This is a genomic window from Cupriavidus sp. SW-Y-13, assembly GCF_009793345.1.
Lineage (GTDB): Bacteria > Pseudomonadota > Gammaproteobacteria > Burkholderiales > Burkholderiaceae > Cupriavidus.
Genome location: NZ_WHLX01000003.1, coordinates 368,412 through 383,151 on the forward strand (window position 1 = coordinate 368,412; position 14,740 = coordinate 383,151).

Annotated in this window: 14 protein-coding genes; 5 read left to right on the forward strand and 9 right to left on the reverse strand. The window is 58.9% G+C overall.

Annotated elements, in window-relative coordinates; genetic code table 11:
- Nucleotides 1-2 precede the first annotated feature (2 nt).
- Nucleotides 3-980: a tripartite tricarboxylate transporter substrate binding protein gene (locus GA566_RS29235; RefSeq protein WP_160475051.1), complete on the forward strand. Its 978-nt coding sequence runs from the start codon at nt 3-5 to the stop codon at nt 978-980.
- Nucleotides 981-1,560: 580 nt separating this feature from the next.
- Here the strand turns inward: GA566_RS29235 and GA566_RS29240 are convergent.
- Nucleotides 1,561-2,412: an IclR family transcriptional regulator gene (locus GA566_RS29240; protein ID WP_160475052.1), complete on the reverse strand. Its 852-nt coding sequence runs from the start codon at nt 2,410-2,412 to the stop codon at nt 1,561-1,563.
- 210 nt (nt 2,413-2,622) lie between these two features.
- On the opposite strand from GA566_RS29240, the gene GA566_RS29245 reads away from it, so the two are divergent.
- The 3 genes from GA566_RS29245 (at nt 2,623) to GA566_RS29255 (ending at nt 5,905) form a co-directional block, all read left to right on the forward strand.
- Nucleotides 2,623-3,507 carry an RraA family protein gene (locus tag GA566_RS29245; protein ID WP_237380904.1) on the forward strand — a complete coding sequence of 295 codons (885 nt, stop codon included), beginning with the start codon at nt 2,623-2,625 and terminating at the stop codon, nt 3,505-3,507.
- Nucleotides 3,508-3,584: 77 nt separating this feature from the next.
- Entirely contained in the window at nt 3,585-4,559 is a 975-nt protein-coding gene (locus GA566_RS29250) for a tripartite tricarboxylate transporter substrate binding protein (protein WP_160475053.1), read from the forward strand.
- 299 nt (nt 4,560-4,858) lie between these two features.
- The gene (locus GA566_RS29255; protein ID WP_160475054.1) at nt 4,859-5,905 is read left to right on the forward strand and encodes a porin; all 1,047 of its coding nucleotides are present in this window, start codon (nt 4,859-4,861) and stop codon (nt 5,903-5,905) included.
- Nucleotides 5,906-6,281: 376 nt separating this feature from the next.
- Here GA566_RS29255 and GA566_RS29260 read toward each other — a convergent pair whose 3' ends face one another.
- The 3 genes from GA566_RS29260 to GA566_RS29270 are packed head-to-tail and all read right to left on the reverse strand — an operon-like array spanning nt 6,282 to nt 8,644.
- Nucleotides 6,282-6,929, reverse strand: coding sequence for a 4-carboxy-4-hydroxy-2-oxoadipate aldolase/oxaloacetate decarboxylase (locus GA566_RS29260; protein WP_160475055.1), 648 nt, complete (start codon nt 6,927-6,929; stop codon nt 6,282-6,284).
- 27 nt (nt 6,930-6,956) lie between these two features.
- Nucleotides 6,957-7,937, reverse strand: a complete 981-nt coding sequence (locus GA566_RS29265; RefSeq protein WP_237380906.1) for a tripartite tricarboxylate transporter substrate binding protein — start codon at nt 7,935-7,937, stop codon at nt 6,957-6,959.
- A 32-nt stretch (nt 7,938-7,969) separates the two neighbouring features.
- On the reverse strand, nt 7,970-8,644 hold the full coding sequence (locus tag GA566_RS29270) for an RraA family protein (protein WP_160475056.1): 675 nt from the start codon (nt 8,642-8,644) through the stop codon (nt 7,970-7,972).
- Between the two features lie 87 nt (nt 8,645-8,731).
- On the opposite strand from GA566_RS29270, the gene GA566_RS29275 reads away from it, so the two are divergent.
- Entirely contained in the window at nt 8,732-9,625 is an 894-nt protein-coding gene (locus GA566_RS29275; protein WP_160475057.1) for a LysR family transcriptional regulator, read from the forward strand.
- A gap of 220 nt (nt 9,626-9,845) precedes the next feature.
- Here the strand turns inward: GA566_RS29275 and GA566_RS29280 are convergent, their stop codons facing one another.
- From GA566_RS29280 to GA566_RS29300, 5 genes are all read right to left on the reverse strand, one after another.
- Nucleotides 9,846-10,208 carry a hypothetical protein gene (locus tag GA566_RS29280; protein WP_160475058.1) on the reverse strand — a complete coding sequence of 121 codons (363 nt, stop codon included), beginning with the start codon at nt 10,206-10,208 and terminating at the stop codon, nt 9,846-9,848.
- 750 nt (nt 10,209-10,958) lie between these two features.
- Entirely contained in the window at nt 10,959-11,939 is a 981-nt protein-coding gene (locus GA566_RS29285; RefSeq protein ID WP_160475059.1) for a tripartite tricarboxylate transporter substrate binding protein, read from the reverse strand.
- Nucleotides 11,924-12,931 carry a tripartite tricarboxylate transporter substrate binding protein gene (locus tag GA566_RS29290; protein WP_160475060.1) on the reverse strand — a complete coding sequence of 336 codons (1,008 nt, stop codon included), beginning with the start codon at nt 12,929-12,931 and terminating at the stop codon, nt 11,924-11,926. Before GA566_RS29290 ends, GA566_RS29285 begins: the two co-directional genes overlap by 16 nt.
- A gap of 67 nt (nt 12,932-12,998) precedes the next feature.
- Nucleotides 12,999-14,054, reverse strand: a complete 1,056-nt coding sequence (locus GA566_RS29295; RefSeq protein WP_160475061.1) for an NAD(P)-dependent oxidoreductase — start codon at nt 14,052-14,054, stop codon at nt 12,999-13,001.
- The gene (locus tag GA566_RS29300) at nt 14,051-14,728 is read right to left on the reverse strand and encodes an RraA family protein (protein ID WP_160475062.1); all 678 of its coding nucleotides are present in this window, start codon (nt 14,726-14,728) and stop codon (nt 14,051-14,053) included. Before GA566_RS29300 ends, GA566_RS29295 begins: the two co-directional genes overlap by 4 nt.
- Between the last annotated feature and the right edge of the window lie 12 nt (nt 14,729-14,740).

Genomic DNA, 14,740 nt, shown 5'->3' on the forward strand with positions numbered 1-14,740 from the left:
ACATGAACAAAATCTTGCTTGCCACGTCGGTGGCCATCCTTTCGACCACCTTCATTGCTCCCGCGGCTGTTGCGGCGGACAAGTATCCGAACAAGCCGGTTCGCATGCTCGTGGGCTTTCCTCCTGGCGGCTCTGCCGATATCAACGCGCGTATCGTTGCGCAAGGGCTGGCTTCCCAGCTATCTGCTTCAATCGTCCCCGACAACAAGCCCGGAGCAGGAGGCAACATTGCGGCTACCGAAGCGAAGCGAGCGGCGCCCGACGGCTACACCATTTTCTACAGTACCTCGGCTATCGTACTGGCGCCATCGCTTTACCAGAACGTGCAGTTCGACGCGTTCACTGATTTCGTGCCGATTAGCCTGACCGCCAACATCCCCCTGATTCTTGTCACCACGCCGAGCCTGCCGGTGAATAACGTCAAGGAGCTCGTGGCCAACGCCAAAGCGAATCCTGGCAAGCTGAACTATGCGTCTTCGGGGTCGGGTGCTCTGCTGCATCTGGGTGGGGCTCTTTTCGCCAAGGAGATGGGCATTCAGGCGACACATGTGCCTTACAAAGGTAGTGCGCCTGCGATTACCGACTTGATTTCTGGGGGCACGCAGTTCATGTTCCTACCGCTGAATGAGGCGGCACCTCATATCAAGGCGGGGAAACTGAAGGCGTTGGCCATTACCAGTGCCAAGCGCACGCCTATCCTGCCCGACGTACCCACCATCAAGGAAGCAACCGGACTGGACTCCCTCGTCATGGGCGCATGGCAAGGCATCCTTGTCCCGAAGGGCACGCCGGAAGCAATCGTGACGCGCCTGCGTGAGGCAACTGCGAAGACGCTGGAGGACAAGGCGGTTCGCACCAAGCTCCAAGAGCAGGGCTCCGAAATTCTTGGAGGGACGCCGCAACAGTACACGCAGTACATGAAGAGTGAGTCTGTGCGTTGGACTCGTGTCATCAAGGAATCTGGCGCGAAAGTCGAGTAACGCTGCCTAGTGAGTGATGTCGTGCAAGGTCCTAGCAACACAATTTGCGTGGTCGCTTATTCGAAGGCGGAGGCGATGCGTCTACTTCGCAGCTCACGCTGCGTGGAGATGGAGCTCGACTATGCAAGGGCCTGGCGCGACGTTGCGGAACTGGGGCGGATAGGCCTCGAATGCAACGTTCGTGTGATTTCGCGCGGGGTACAGCATGTCCACGTTGCCTCTATCTCCGCGCTCGAAGCCGGACTTAGTCGCGCGAAACTAACCTACCGGCAGCGGAACCTCTATTGTGGGTTTCGTTTGGATGGAGTGCCGGTCAACAGGCTGACGGAAATGTTGCAACGCGCGTTGTCGATTGGCGACCGCATACTTGGCGATGAGACCATGTTTGTGGAACCACACGAGCGCTGGTCCTAACTCTCCCGACCAATACGGGCGTTGCGTTCGCGAGGTACTTGTTTCCTGGCCTGAGCCAAGTTCTTCGCTGGATTGCCCCTAGTTCCACTGCGCATAAGGAACTGCTTTTTTTGATGGGCGGAGTTCACCGCCTTAAATCAGGTCGGAGGTGAACGCTCCGCCGAAGTTACACCAAGCTTCCTTCGGCCATGAGCTGCTCAATTCGGCCAGCAATCCTGGTTAGTTGCCCAGCAAGTTGGTCGACCATGGCCTTCTCTTCGGAAGAGTTGGTCGTCAAAAGCAGCAAGCTTCCATGGACTCTCTCGTCGAAGAATACAGGCACGCTGATTGAGAGCATGTTTGGGTTTATTTGCCCGACGGATGTCGCAAAGCCTGCCTTGCGCACTCTCGCCAGAGCAGAACGGAAGTCCTTCCATTCGCTGCCCAAGCCAGCCATCGCTATCTCTGAGGCATTGCTCAAATACAGCGAGCGAATCTGATGTGGGAGCAAGTGAGCCAGGATTGCATGCGAGCCGGCGCCCTTGAACAAGGGGAGCGCGGTACCGCGGGCTCGGTAGATGCGCATGTACTCCTTGCCATAGCGGATGGACTCCGGTCCGACGCTATGCACACAAAGCACCCTGTTCTGATAGAGCGTACATAGCATCAGAGCACGATTCTCACAAAGCTCCTCGGCGACCACCATAGCCGCTTTGCCCGCGATGAGAAACGGGTCGGAGACTTGGAGCAGTCGTTCGAGCTCAATGATTCGCGGACCCAACGCATACTCACCCTTGCCGCGCTGTACGAGAAGGCCGGAGTCGCACATGTCTTTAAGGTGCTTGTAACCGGTGGACTTTCCTACGCCCAAGAACGCTATCGCCTCGTCAATGTTGACGCTCGTCCGCTCGGCAGAAAACAGGTCCAGCACTGACAGCAACTTAGCAAACGGACCTACTCGCTGCGAACTCGTCGACTCGACATTCTCAGTGTCTGGACCTGCTTCTTCATCTGTCTCTTGAGGCAAAGGGGTGTTCATTTGATGTGTTTTCTCGTGCAGGCCGGGCTGGCGAGGCCTCGCCGAAATCCCGCGGAACATACCTGACTGAAGCTCCATCCGCGCGGCCCCATGGCTCGCGTCAGGCATCGTGGTGGAGCAAACGTCACAGAGGATGCCAGTGCATCTGCAAGCGCATTATAGGGGTTTTCCATTGGAAGAAAAATAATTATTCTCTCCACAAGAGAAAACATGTATCTTTGCTTCGTGGGCAGTGCAAGGGTTCGTACCCTTGTTCAGGACGTCTACATCGAACCGATTTTCATCCCGTTAGCAATGGAGCAAAGCATGTCGCGCACGCAAGTCGAAGCAGATTACGAGGAATACAAGGCAGCAGGCCGTATCTGGGGTCAGGTTCCAGTTGAGCGCTTTACCAAGGTCAAATTCGCCCGTACTCCCCAGTCGATTATCGAGCGCTATCGCGCGCTTCCGGACGCCACGACTACGGTGTCGGACATGCTGGACGGATACGGAATCCGCGGGGTTGTGGCGGCATCTCACCTCAAGCCGCTCATTCCTGGAAAAGTGGTCGTGGGCAACGCAGTTACGTTGCGGTCTATTCCGGAACGCAAGACGCCGACGCAGGGATACTACGACAAGGACCCCATCAAGATGTCCACCCGCGAGAACTACTACCCTTCCGAGCCAGGTGATGTGCTTGTGGCCGACTTCGGTGGCAATCCCGATGTGTCCAATATGGGCGGTCAGTCGTGTCTCGTCGCGAAATCCCAAGGATTTGCAGGCGCCATCGTCAATGGCGCGGTTCGCGACGTTCCGGCAATCCGGGAAATTGATTACCCCGTATGGTCCGTAGGGGTGACTCCCATCACCGGCAAGTACCGGATGGAAGCAATGGAAATCAACGGCCCGGTCGTGCTCCGCGACATCATTGTGCATGCAGGTGACCTCATCGTTGCCGATGACTCGGGTATCTGTGTGGTTCCTGCAGAACTCATCGAGAAACTCATTGATGAAGCCGAGCAAATCGGCAAAGCTGAGGACACCATGCGGGACCTCATCAAGAGCAAGGCCCCGCTTGACGAACTGCGCCCCTTGTTCCGCAAGCGCTACTCGTAAAGCGCTCCCTGTGCCTGGCCGTCCTTGCGTGGATGCACGACGACGGCCTTCGTTACTGCAGTTGACCAGGCGAGACTATGAAGTTCATCAAACTCTTGCGTATAGCTCTGGCCGCTAGCGCCTGCATTTGTGGTCTGGAGGCCAGCGCCTCAACGTATCCAAGTGGTCCCATCCGACTTGTGGTTCCTCTGGCAGCAGGTGGCGGGACCGACACGGTGGCGAGACTGATTGCGCAGAAACTCGGGCAACGTCTTGGGCAGCCCGTCGTTGTGGATAATCGACCTGGGGCGGGCGGCGCAATCGGAACGGTGGCAGTGGCACGGGCGCGGCCTGATGGACAGACATTGCTATTTGGTAGCAACGGTCCGATAGCCATTCTGCCAAGCTTCGACCCGTCCGTACCGTACAACGTGAGCAAGGACTTTGTCGCGGTATCCGGCGTCGCGTCTGTCCCATTTCTCATTGTCACGAACAAGGACCTGCCAATCAAAAGCATGTCCGACCTTCTCAAGTATGCGAAGGACCACCCGGGGCAGGTCAATTTCGCATCTCCTGGCGCAGGGACCACAAACCACTTGGTCGGCGAGTTGTTGAAATCCCTGACGGGCGTAGACATCGTGCATGTGCCGTACAAAGGTGCATCGCCGGCGATGAACGATGTTGTGAGCGGACAAATCCAGTTCATGTCTGGCGACCTCAACACTCTTCTGCCAATGGTTGAGTCTGGCAAGCTGAATGCGATTGCTGTCACATCGAAACAGCGAACGCAGATGCTTCCCAAGGTCCCAACTGTGGCGGAGAGTGGGGTGCCAAACTTTGAGGCGAGTGGCTGGTTCGGTGTTCTGGCTCCACGAGGAACGCCCGATGCCGTTGTGAAGAAGCTTTCCGCAGAGATTCATTCCATCGTCAATGAGAGAGATTTCGTGGAACGAATCGCCTCTCTGGGGGGCGTCCCGCTTGAACTGGGAAACAGCGACTTTGCAGCGTTCATCGGAAGAGAGCAGGGGAAGTGGCGGTCCGTGGTGACTAAGAACAGGATTGCCAAAGAGTAGCCGCCCTTGCTGCATACAAGAACTAGAAGCGAGCGCCGGTGGAAATGAGGTGCCGGGAGACCAAGAATCAGTCGTGTATGCGCGCTAGCAATCGTATGTTGCTAGTGCCCCTTTCAGGGACTCACTCTCTGACTGGCCGCCCTTAGAACGTCTCGGGCATCGACACACATTTCATACAGCCAATTGCACATGCAGCGCAGGCACGTGCAGGGCTTCGCTCGTCTTAAAAAAACGCTCAGACCTTGACATGCACTCTGAAAGTACGGAGGCCCTCAAGAGAGCAATGGAGGAGACAAACAGTGAAAGCAAAGCTTGCGACAACAGCTATTCTCGCCGGAATGGCAGGGACTGCCGCCGCTCAATCCAACGTGATTCTGTACGGTGTGGCAGATATGGGCATCGAGTATGCAAATCACCAGCCCAATGGTAATCACAGCACGGTTCGAGTGCAGTCCAGCAACATGTCGGGTTCACGTTGGGGATTGAGAGGCGCAGAAGAGCTCGGCGGCGGGAACAAGGCAGTCTTCGCTCTTGAAGGTGGCGTTAGCTTGGACGATGGAAAGAGCGCCCAAGGGGGGAGGCTCTTCGGTCGTCAGGCTTGGGTCGGCCTGCAGACGAGATACGGTGTGCTCACGTTAGGGCGTCAGACAACTCCCATGTTCGAATTGGGCGGGGCCTATGACCCCATGGCAATTGCCGGCCGATACTCCATCGGAGCGCAGGACGCGGCCCTTCAATCGCGCGCAGACAATTCCGTGAAATATGTGGGACGAATCGGCGGATTAACCGCGAAGGGGTTCTACAGTTTTGGTGTCGACGGGACTTCCGGCGTTAACGGCGAAGTGCCTGGCAACAGCAAAGTGGGACGTGAGTATTCATTTGCGCTCGGCTATGACGCCGGCCCCGTGAGCACGAACCTAGTCTACGACGAGGTCGCGGGCAACTCAGTCGCTACTGCCGACAGCAAGAGCCGGCGGGTTGCAGCGGCAGCAACATATCTATGGGGGCCGGTGAAATCGTTCGTGGGCTATCGGTACGCACGACTCATGACGCCCCCGACTAATGCAACGACCAATCTGTATTGGGCTGGTGCGACCTGGGACGTCAGCGCTGCGTGGAACCTCACCGCGGTGGCGTACTACCAGGATTTTCGGGATACTGGCGCGGACCCATGGATGTTTGTCTTTTCGGCCGACTACCAGCTCTCGAAGCGCACGGACTTGTTTCTCAATGTCGCTTACACACGGAACAAGGAAAACTCGAATCTCGGGGTTACAGGCTTCGGCACGACGAGTCCTGGCGCGAACCAAAGCGCCGCCGTTCTCGGTATTCGGCACAAGTTCTGAGGTACTAGCAACGCAACCGACTTCAGCGCGGCATCGAGTGTGGGTTCTCAGTTTGAGAGCCTGCCTTATGTGCTCAGCAGATTTGTCGTTTACCGAAGTCTGAGCTGTCCGTACGTATGACTGAACACCAGCTCAGTGCAAGCGGACACGAACTGTCGATTTGTCCGGAATAGCCGAAGCTAGAAGGCCCGCCTGCTTTCTAGCGGGCCTTTTCGTCGTTTCTCGAAGCGGGCGATTTGACCGATGTCCTGGTTATCGCCCGAACTGCCGAAGCGTTTCCACAGCTGACCGACCAGCGGGATTGTCAATTGCTTGCGCCCGACATGGCAGCGACCCTACTTGCCCCCTAGCTTGCAGGCTCTATCCTTCGATTGAGTCAGCGCAGCCCGTAAGAATCGAGGGTTGTTTGCAGTCCAAGCAGCTCGACCATCGTGGCGCCTTGTTCAAGCTTCTTCCGCATTTCAGCTTCCTTCTCCTCCCGGGCTTCGCTTGCGTCGATGACCGTTTGGAGTTCTTCCGCTGCTACGACGACAAGCCCGTCGCGGTCGCCGACGATGATGTCGCCGGGATTGATTGGAGCACCACCAACCACAACGGGCACGTTCAGGCGACCGGGCTGAACCTTGTTGGTCCCGCGGATGCTGAGACCGCGACAGAATACGGGGAAGCCCATTTCCACGATATTTGTCGCATCGCGAACGGCACCGTCGATGACCAGGCCGGCTATGCCGATTTTCTGTGCTGCGAACGTCAGCACATCACCCCATGGTCCGGCGTTGACGAATTGCTTGGCATCGACCACGAGGACATCTCCTGGGCGAGCTTTCGTCAACGCATAGTGAATCATCAGGTTGTCCCCGGGGCGGATGTCGATGGTCAGTGCGGGACCGGCGACTCGCATCGAAGGGTGCAAGGGCGCAATAGCGGAATCTACGGCGCCGCGCTGGCCCTGAGCTTCGTGGATGGTCGCGGTGCCCAGGCGCAAGAGACGTTCGAGCTGGTTTGCGGTTGGGTTTTGAGTCATTTCAGTGGATTCCGAATTCGTAGATGTTCAGTCGACCTTCGCGCCGGAGCGTTTGACCAGCGATTCCCAGTACGGCATTTCTTTCGTGATAAATGCACGGAACTGAGCAGGCGTGCCGTGAACGTCGCCAGACCCCAAGTCGCTAAGCTTCGATGCAATGTCGGGTTCGGTGAGGACCGCATTGAGTTCTGCATTCAGCTGCTGAATAAGCGGTGCAGGCGTTTCTGCAGGCACGAACAAGCCGTACCAGTTCTCGATGACGAAGCCAGGGAACCCTGATTCCTGCAGCGTCGGAACATCGGGCAGCGTCTTCGAACGCTTTGCACCGGTGGTTGCCAGCACACGAAGCTTTCCAGACTTGATGTGCGGGGCGATGGCCGTCGTCGTTTCGAACGCAATGGGTACTTGGCCGGCAATGACGTCGCTCAACGCGGGCCCCTGGCCACGATAGGGGACGTGCACCATATCGAGCTGACGCTCGAGCTTCAGCATTTCGCCTGCGAGATGTTGCGGGCTGCCGCTTCCGCCGGAGGCGTAGCTGTACTTTCCGGGAGCGGCCTTGGTCATGTCGACCAGTTGTCCCACAGTCTTCACAGGTAGCGACGCGTTGACGTAAAGGACGAGCGGAACCGACGCTACTTCGCCCACTGGAGCCAATGCTTGAGTCGGGTCGAGCTTCAGCTTGTAGAGGTTCCGGTTGATGACAATCCCGGTGTTGTTCCCGAGCAGTGCGGTGCAGCCATCCGGCTTGGCACGCGAGACGAACTCAGTGCCAATATTGCTGCTGGCGCCGCCCTTGTTGTCGACGATGACGGTGACGCCAAGTCGCTTGGATAGTCCGGGCGAAACAATGCGCGCGAGGATATCGGTGGTACCACCGGGCGGGTAAGGGGATACGAGCCGCAGGGTCGGGCAGGGATAAGCTTCGGCCGCCGCTGCCGCGACAGGAGTGAGTGCGCAGGCCAAGGTCGCCGCGAGCGCGGTCACGAGATACATCTTGCAGTTCATTTTGTCTCCGTTATATTTTTGTGACCCTGGGTTCAGTGACCGGTCCGCTGAAGCGTGTGGTACCCGAATTGGCGGCGTGCCTCCCCAAGCGGTGTGCCGGCCAACGCGGCTTCCAGAATCTTGCCTTCGACCTCGCGGGTGCGAAGAGCGCGCTCGAACACCTCTGCCGCGCGGGCTTGCGGTATGACGACGACGCCGTCGGCGTCTGCAACCACGTAGTCGCCTGGCGTCACTCGCACGTCGCCAAGGCTGACGACCTCACCAACAGTGCTGACCTGAACACGGTCTTTGCCGGTGCGCATGAAGCGACCCCGCGCGTAGAGCGGGTAGTTGACCTCTTGGGCTTCGGCAGTGTCACGGCAGACCCCATTGATGACGGTGCCGGCGATACCGCGATGTTCAGCAATCTTGCTCATGATGCCGCCCCATACGGTGCAGTCGACGCGGCCGGAATTGTCCAGAACGGCGACGGCGCCTTGAGGAATGTTGTCGAGGTAGTCGCCAACAGTGCCCGGCGTCGCGGTGTCGACAGGCACAAAAGCAACCGTGAAGGCGGGACCGAAAATGCGCGGTTCACCGGCTTGGAGGCCGATGCCGAGTGCGCTACCGGGCAGTTTGAAATAGTCGAGCGCGTCCGAGATTTCAGCTGTGCTAAGGGCACCAGCCGCTTCCAGCAGACTTTGCGCGGGGGTCGAAACACTGTCCATCGCTTAACTCCATATGTCGGTCGTTGGAGTTTCGAGTAAAGTCTTGGCTGAATCAAACAACGAAAATTGGACCTAGATTCATAAAAAATGAACTTGAAGCAACTGAGGTACTTCTGTGAGGTGGTCGATGCTGGTAGCGCGGTGGCAGCTGCCGGTCGCCTGTTCGTCGCGCCCACGGCAATCAGCATGCAGATATCGCAGTTGGAGTCGCAGTTGGGTGCGCCCGTGTTCGACCGGTCCAATCGGCCCATGACGCTAACGCCCACTGGTAAGTTTCTGTATCCCCGGGCGAAAGACCTTCTTTCCCAAATGCGCCAACTTGACGAGGAGGCGAGGGCCGTTGCTGCTGGCAACATTGGTTGGCTTGGAGTTGGATTCACCCGGTCAACAATCTTCTCCCTGCTCCCGGAGGCGGTCCGGCGCTTTCGGGAAAAGCTTCCCGGCATTCAACTGGACTTGCTCGAGCAACTGTCGGAGCATCAGCCAGAACTGCTACGTAGTGGTCGAATTGACGTTGGCGTTTCCCGCTACATCGGCGATTTCGACCGAGCCAGCGACTTGACCTATACCGAACTCTTCGAAGACCCGTTTGTTGCCGCAGTGCCCATCCAATCTCGGGCGGCGAAACGCAAGACGATTAAGGCCGCCGACTTGGACGATATGGCGCTCATCCAATATCCGAAAGACCCGCAGAGCCGGTACGCGAACCAGATGGTCGATTTACTTCGCCAGGCTGGAGGCAATCCTCGCGCGGGACATGAAGCCATCGAGATTCACACGGCACTGGGCCTGGTTGCCGCCGGACTGGGATTCACAGTGGTGGGTGCTTCGGTTGCAGCGGCGAACCGGAGTGACGTGGCCTTCGTTCGTATTTCGAATGTGCGGACGCAAGCCACGTTGGTGGCTGTGACGCGAGCTGGCGATGAGAGCCCGGCCGTGCGAGAGTTCGTCGCCTCACTGGCGCTCGCGCGCCCTCAGTAGTAAGCGCTTCAATGCGTCCGTTGCGCCGTTGCGTTGTCTGGGTTGAGTAGAAGGGGCAAGCAGCTGGGTATGCCGCTTGCCCTGAAAAATGCTGTAGCGGGGTTCGCACAGCTAATCTCAGCTAACGGCCGCGCCCGCCGGAACCTGAACGCCGAGGGCGTGTACCTAAAGTGAGCTTTGTGGATGGCCGGGAAGTGTCAACCGGCTCGCCCGTTTTACTTCAGGAGTCGAGGCAACCCGCAATCCAGATGGCATCCTCACGTGTTTGGCGCGCGGGGTGCTCTGCCGGTCTATGCTCCATTCTGCAGTCGACGACTTCTCGATGGACATCACTTTCCTCTTGAACGTCGGTCATCGCCGGTGGATTCGCATTGACGTAGATGACGCGCGAGACCACCGCCGCCACGACGATGAGCCCGATGGCGATGAGCGTCTGAGTGAAGAGCTTCGTCCAAATCTGCATGAGAACAATGGGTTTAGAGCGTGTCGTTGCTTCCAACCGGTTCAGCGCGATACACCGACCAATAATAATGCGAGTGTCGATGATGCCGAGCCGTTTTTCTCTCGGCGAAGAAGCGCACACGTCCATCTGCGCCGGCGTCGATTTCTACATCCAGATGTTCTTGAATGGCAGTGGCAGCAGGAGGAAGCTGCCGTATTGCCGTAGATACATATTGGCCTTCGATGCGCCCAAGTATCCCGTTAGCGCCCACAGTGGCGGGCTGACTTGACGAGTCACCACGTAGATGACAGCTCGCTGCTAACCGGCTGTTACCCATAACTTCTGCTCCTTCCTCGACGACGCTGTCGTAGACCGTTGTCTACGCGGTCCTATGTACGGCCACGTCCAACACGAACGCCTTGCCTGTCTCTGTGTATGGACGGCAAATGTCCATAGGCTCGCAAAGGAGCGACTGCCTGGCGACCCAAGATGGCGGCTTCCATATCGCCCAAAGCCGCCGTCTCTATGCCAAACGAGCCACATCTTGGACAGGTGTATCGGAATCCCCGAAGTTGGAGTGACCGAATCCGCTCAGCGGAACTGCCGCACAGGGGGCAATTTGCAGGTTCTGGGAGCATGGCCTCAGGGGTCGATACTGTATGGATATACAGTATAGCCGAGGTCTGAGGAAAAGGAAGCCCGCAGCATGATGCTGGCGGGCTGGGTGAATGTCATGGGGTCAATCACGACGTCGACATTTTCATGTGCTTGAGCTGCCATGTCTTCCCTACGTTAGGGTGTGTCGACTTGCAGCAGCTAGCCATGCGGTTGGACTAGCTTCGACGCGTATCGCTCTCTTATCCCTGGGCGGCAGAGAGAGTCGCTGCGTCTCTAGTCCGCCTTAGCCCCTGAGATGCGAACTTGCTCTGCAGCGCTGGGCATCTGCTTCTTCACGAACGTCCAGTACTCATCCACCCCCATCGGCTTGACGAGTAGAGAACCCTGCTCCGAGAACTGCTTTTGGAGTTCGGGGTCTCGCAATGCCTGGTTCAGCGCAGCATTCAACTTCTCGAGCGCCGGGCGCGGCGTGTTCGCGGGCGCCACCAGTCCATACCAGGAATCGGTATAGAACCCTTTCACCCCGGCCTCTTCGAACGTCGGGACATCCGGCAACACTGGCAGGCGCTGATGCGCAGCTACAGCAAGTGGCCGGACCTTGCCAGAGCGGATAAAGGGGAGGGCACCCGTTGTGATGATGAAGTCGACGCGTCCGGCCATGAGGTCGGTCATTGCGGGAGCAGTGCCTTTAAACGGAATGTGTGCAACATCCACGTTGGCGAGCTTTTTGAACACTGCGCCTGCCAGATGCTGGCTCGAGCCGACGCCACCGGAACCATAGTTCAGCTGACCAGGTTGAGCGCGTGCCTTGGCGACTAGCTCGGCTACTGAACGATATGGCGAGTCCTTGGGGACGAGCATGACGCCTGGCGAGGTGGTAATCAGGCCAATTGGTGCGAAGTCCTTGATGGGGTCGTAGTTCAGCCGACTGTAGAGTGCGGAGTTGAGTCCGTGCGAGGTCGCCGTGGCAAGCATGATGGTGCCGCCATCGGGTTTGGCGCGCGAAGCGATATCCGAGCCGATGTTGCCGCCTGCCCCAGCACGGTTGTCGATGACGATGGATTGTCCCAGCGTCTTGGACATCTGCGCAGATACGAGACGCGCGACGGAGTCCGAGGGCCCCCCGGCAGGCCAGCCGACCACCATGGTGATTGCACCGGACGGTAGTGCCGTCTGTGCCGACAGCAGCGTCGAGCAGACCAGTGCTGCGGTGCCGGTCACAATCCGGAAGAGCCGGCTCACTTTTCTTGCCATGGCATCTCCTTCCACAGTTGGCGGAAGCCTGCTTCGCCGCGTTCAAGTTCGGCGGCGTAGGCGGCTGGGGCGAGGTAGCGCAGCGGCGCAAACATGGCGTCAGCTTGCTGCTTGAACTGCGGGTCTGCCGCAACCTTGGCCATGGCATCGACGAGCTTCTTCTTGACTGGCTCCGGCAGGCCCTTGGGTGCTGCCAGGCCGCGCAACGATGCGAGCTCGATGTTGTAGCCCTGCTCGCGGAACGTAGAGACGTTCGGCGCAAGCACTGCGCGCGACAGTCCCATTTGTCCCAGGAACCTCAGCGGCGTGCCGCCTTTTAGATAGGCCAGTGCTTCTCCGACGTTGATGGCGCCAATCGTAATCTGTTGACCGGCCAGCGCGCCACGCACTTCGCCCGCGCCCTTGTAGCCCACATGCGTCATCTTCACGCCCGATGCCTTCTCGAACAACAGCATGGCAAGATGGTCGTCTGAGCCTACGCCTGTTGTGCCGACAGTGACGGCGCCGGGGTTTGCCTTGGCGTACTTCACGAGCGTCGCCAGGGAATCAATGTTGCTGGACTGATTGACGGTGAATGCGCCCGGGTCATCCACCAGATTGCCGATGAGGTCGTAGCTTTTCCAAGTGAACGTCGTCTTGCGCTCAATCGGAATCGTCAGCAGGTTCGGCGTGTTGATGAAGCCGATGGTGTAGCCATCCGGGGTGGCGCGCGCCAGCTCGGCAAAGCCGATGGCGCCGCCAGCGCCCGGCTTGTTCTGCACGACAATGGTTGCGCCCAGCTCCTTCTCCAGATGCCGTGCGAGCAGGCGGGCGACCAGGTCAGTGCCGCCGCCTGGAGCGTACGCCACAATCATCTCGATGGGTCGATTCGGCCAAACTGCGGCTTGCGCTTGGGATGAGGCTGGTGTCAGAGCGCCAACCATACCGACGAGCGCACTCGCGGCAAGGCAAAGGGATAGGCGCCGACGACGGGAGTCGGGTTTGCTGTGCATGGTTCTTGTCTCCTCACCGACCCTCATGTGGCCGGTGTAATTTTGTGATGACTGCGTTCGTGGTCAGTTAACGGTAACGAGCTACGCATGCCTCCATGCGTTGGCGCACCCTGGGCCAGACGTCGGGGTTCACCAGTCGTTCGGGCCTCTCGCCAGTTGCCAGCAATGCCAGGATTTGCGTCGCGGCCAGGGTAGCGTTTCTGCGACGGGCGTCATGCGTCACGCCTGCCGTGTGGAAGGTGGCGACGACGTTGTCGAGTGTCAGAAGCGGATGCTCTGGAGGAGGCGGTTCCTGGTCCCAGACGTCCAGGCCGGCGCCAGCGAGGTGTCCGCTAAACAACGCCTCATACAGGGCGGCCTCATCGTGAATGCCGCCTCTGGCGGTGCTGACGAAGATGCTGCCTGAACGCATTGCTGCAAAGGCCGCGGCGTTCATCATCCCGAGTGTGCTTGCGTCGCGCGGGCAGTGCAGGGACACGATATCGGAAGAGCGCAGCAACTCGTCGAACGAGACGTGCTCGGTACCGCGCTTTGCCTTCTCAGCGCTGTCGAGATACGGGTCATAGCCAATCACGCGCATGCCGAAGGCGCGGCCAAGCGCCGCAGCGCGGCTCCCGGCGTGTCCGACGCCAACCAGGCCCAGTGTCCGTCCACGCAGTTCGTGGCCCATCAGGTCTTCACGGCTGCCGGTGGTATGCGCTTTCATGCGTCGGTCCGACTCAGGAATGCGTCGCATCACAGAGAGCATCAACCCGACCGCCATTTCCGCCACTGAATCGGCGTTCCCACCGGCCTGGTTCATCACGGCCACACCTGCTGCCGTGCAGGCATCGATATCAATCGTGTCGCAACCGGAGCCGCTCGAGGACACAGCCAGAAGATTCGGGCAGCGAGCGAGAAGCTCGGCTGTCACGAACCAGCGCCGGGGCAACTCATCCTTGGCGGCCGTAATCTGATACACATGGGCTTCGGAGAGACGTGCCCATGCCTCTTCGTCTGCACCCTCGCGCTGGCATGTGTGCAGGGTGACATCTGAAGCTTCGCCGACTATGCGGTTGAAGGCGGGGTCCAGCCAATAGTCGAATCGAACGACCTGACGCTTTGGGGGAAGGGCCTCGCTCACAGGACCCCCTTGTCAGTCAACGAGCGGTCCACCCAGGTACGGTCGGCTCGGCCTTGGGCAATCGATTCCAGAACGCCAGCTTCCATTCGCTGTACTTCTTCCACGCGAACTGCAATCGCTTCGGCTTCCTCAGCAGGAACGACCAGCAGGCCATCTCCATCACCAATAATCAGGTCACCGGGCCGAACCACCATGCCATCGATGGAGACCGGAACGTGGAGTTCCCCCGGGCCATCCTTATACGGTCCACGATGCGAAACACCGCGTGCATAGACGGGCAGGGGCTCCTTGCCAATCGTGTCGCTGTCTCGAATCAAGCCATCGATGACGAAGCCGGCTGCCCCCCGCGAGATGGCGAGCGCAAGCATGATTTCGCCGATGATGGCATTGGGCCCGACCCCGCCTGCGTCGACAACGATGACGTCGCCAGGACCGGACAAGTCGATGGCCTTGTGGACCATAAGGTTGTCGCCCGGACGCGTGCGAACGGTCAGTGCCCGCCCAACCAGATTGCCGTCGCGGCGGTGGAAGGCGCGCAGCTGACTGGTCCCAGTCGTGCGGCTCATGGCATCGCTGACATTGGCGACCGGGAAATTGCGATATCGCTCCATCAACGACGTGCTGACGAGGTGCGTGGGACGCGGATGAATGCGAAAGCCGTGTGGCGAGGTCATTGTCTTGTCTCC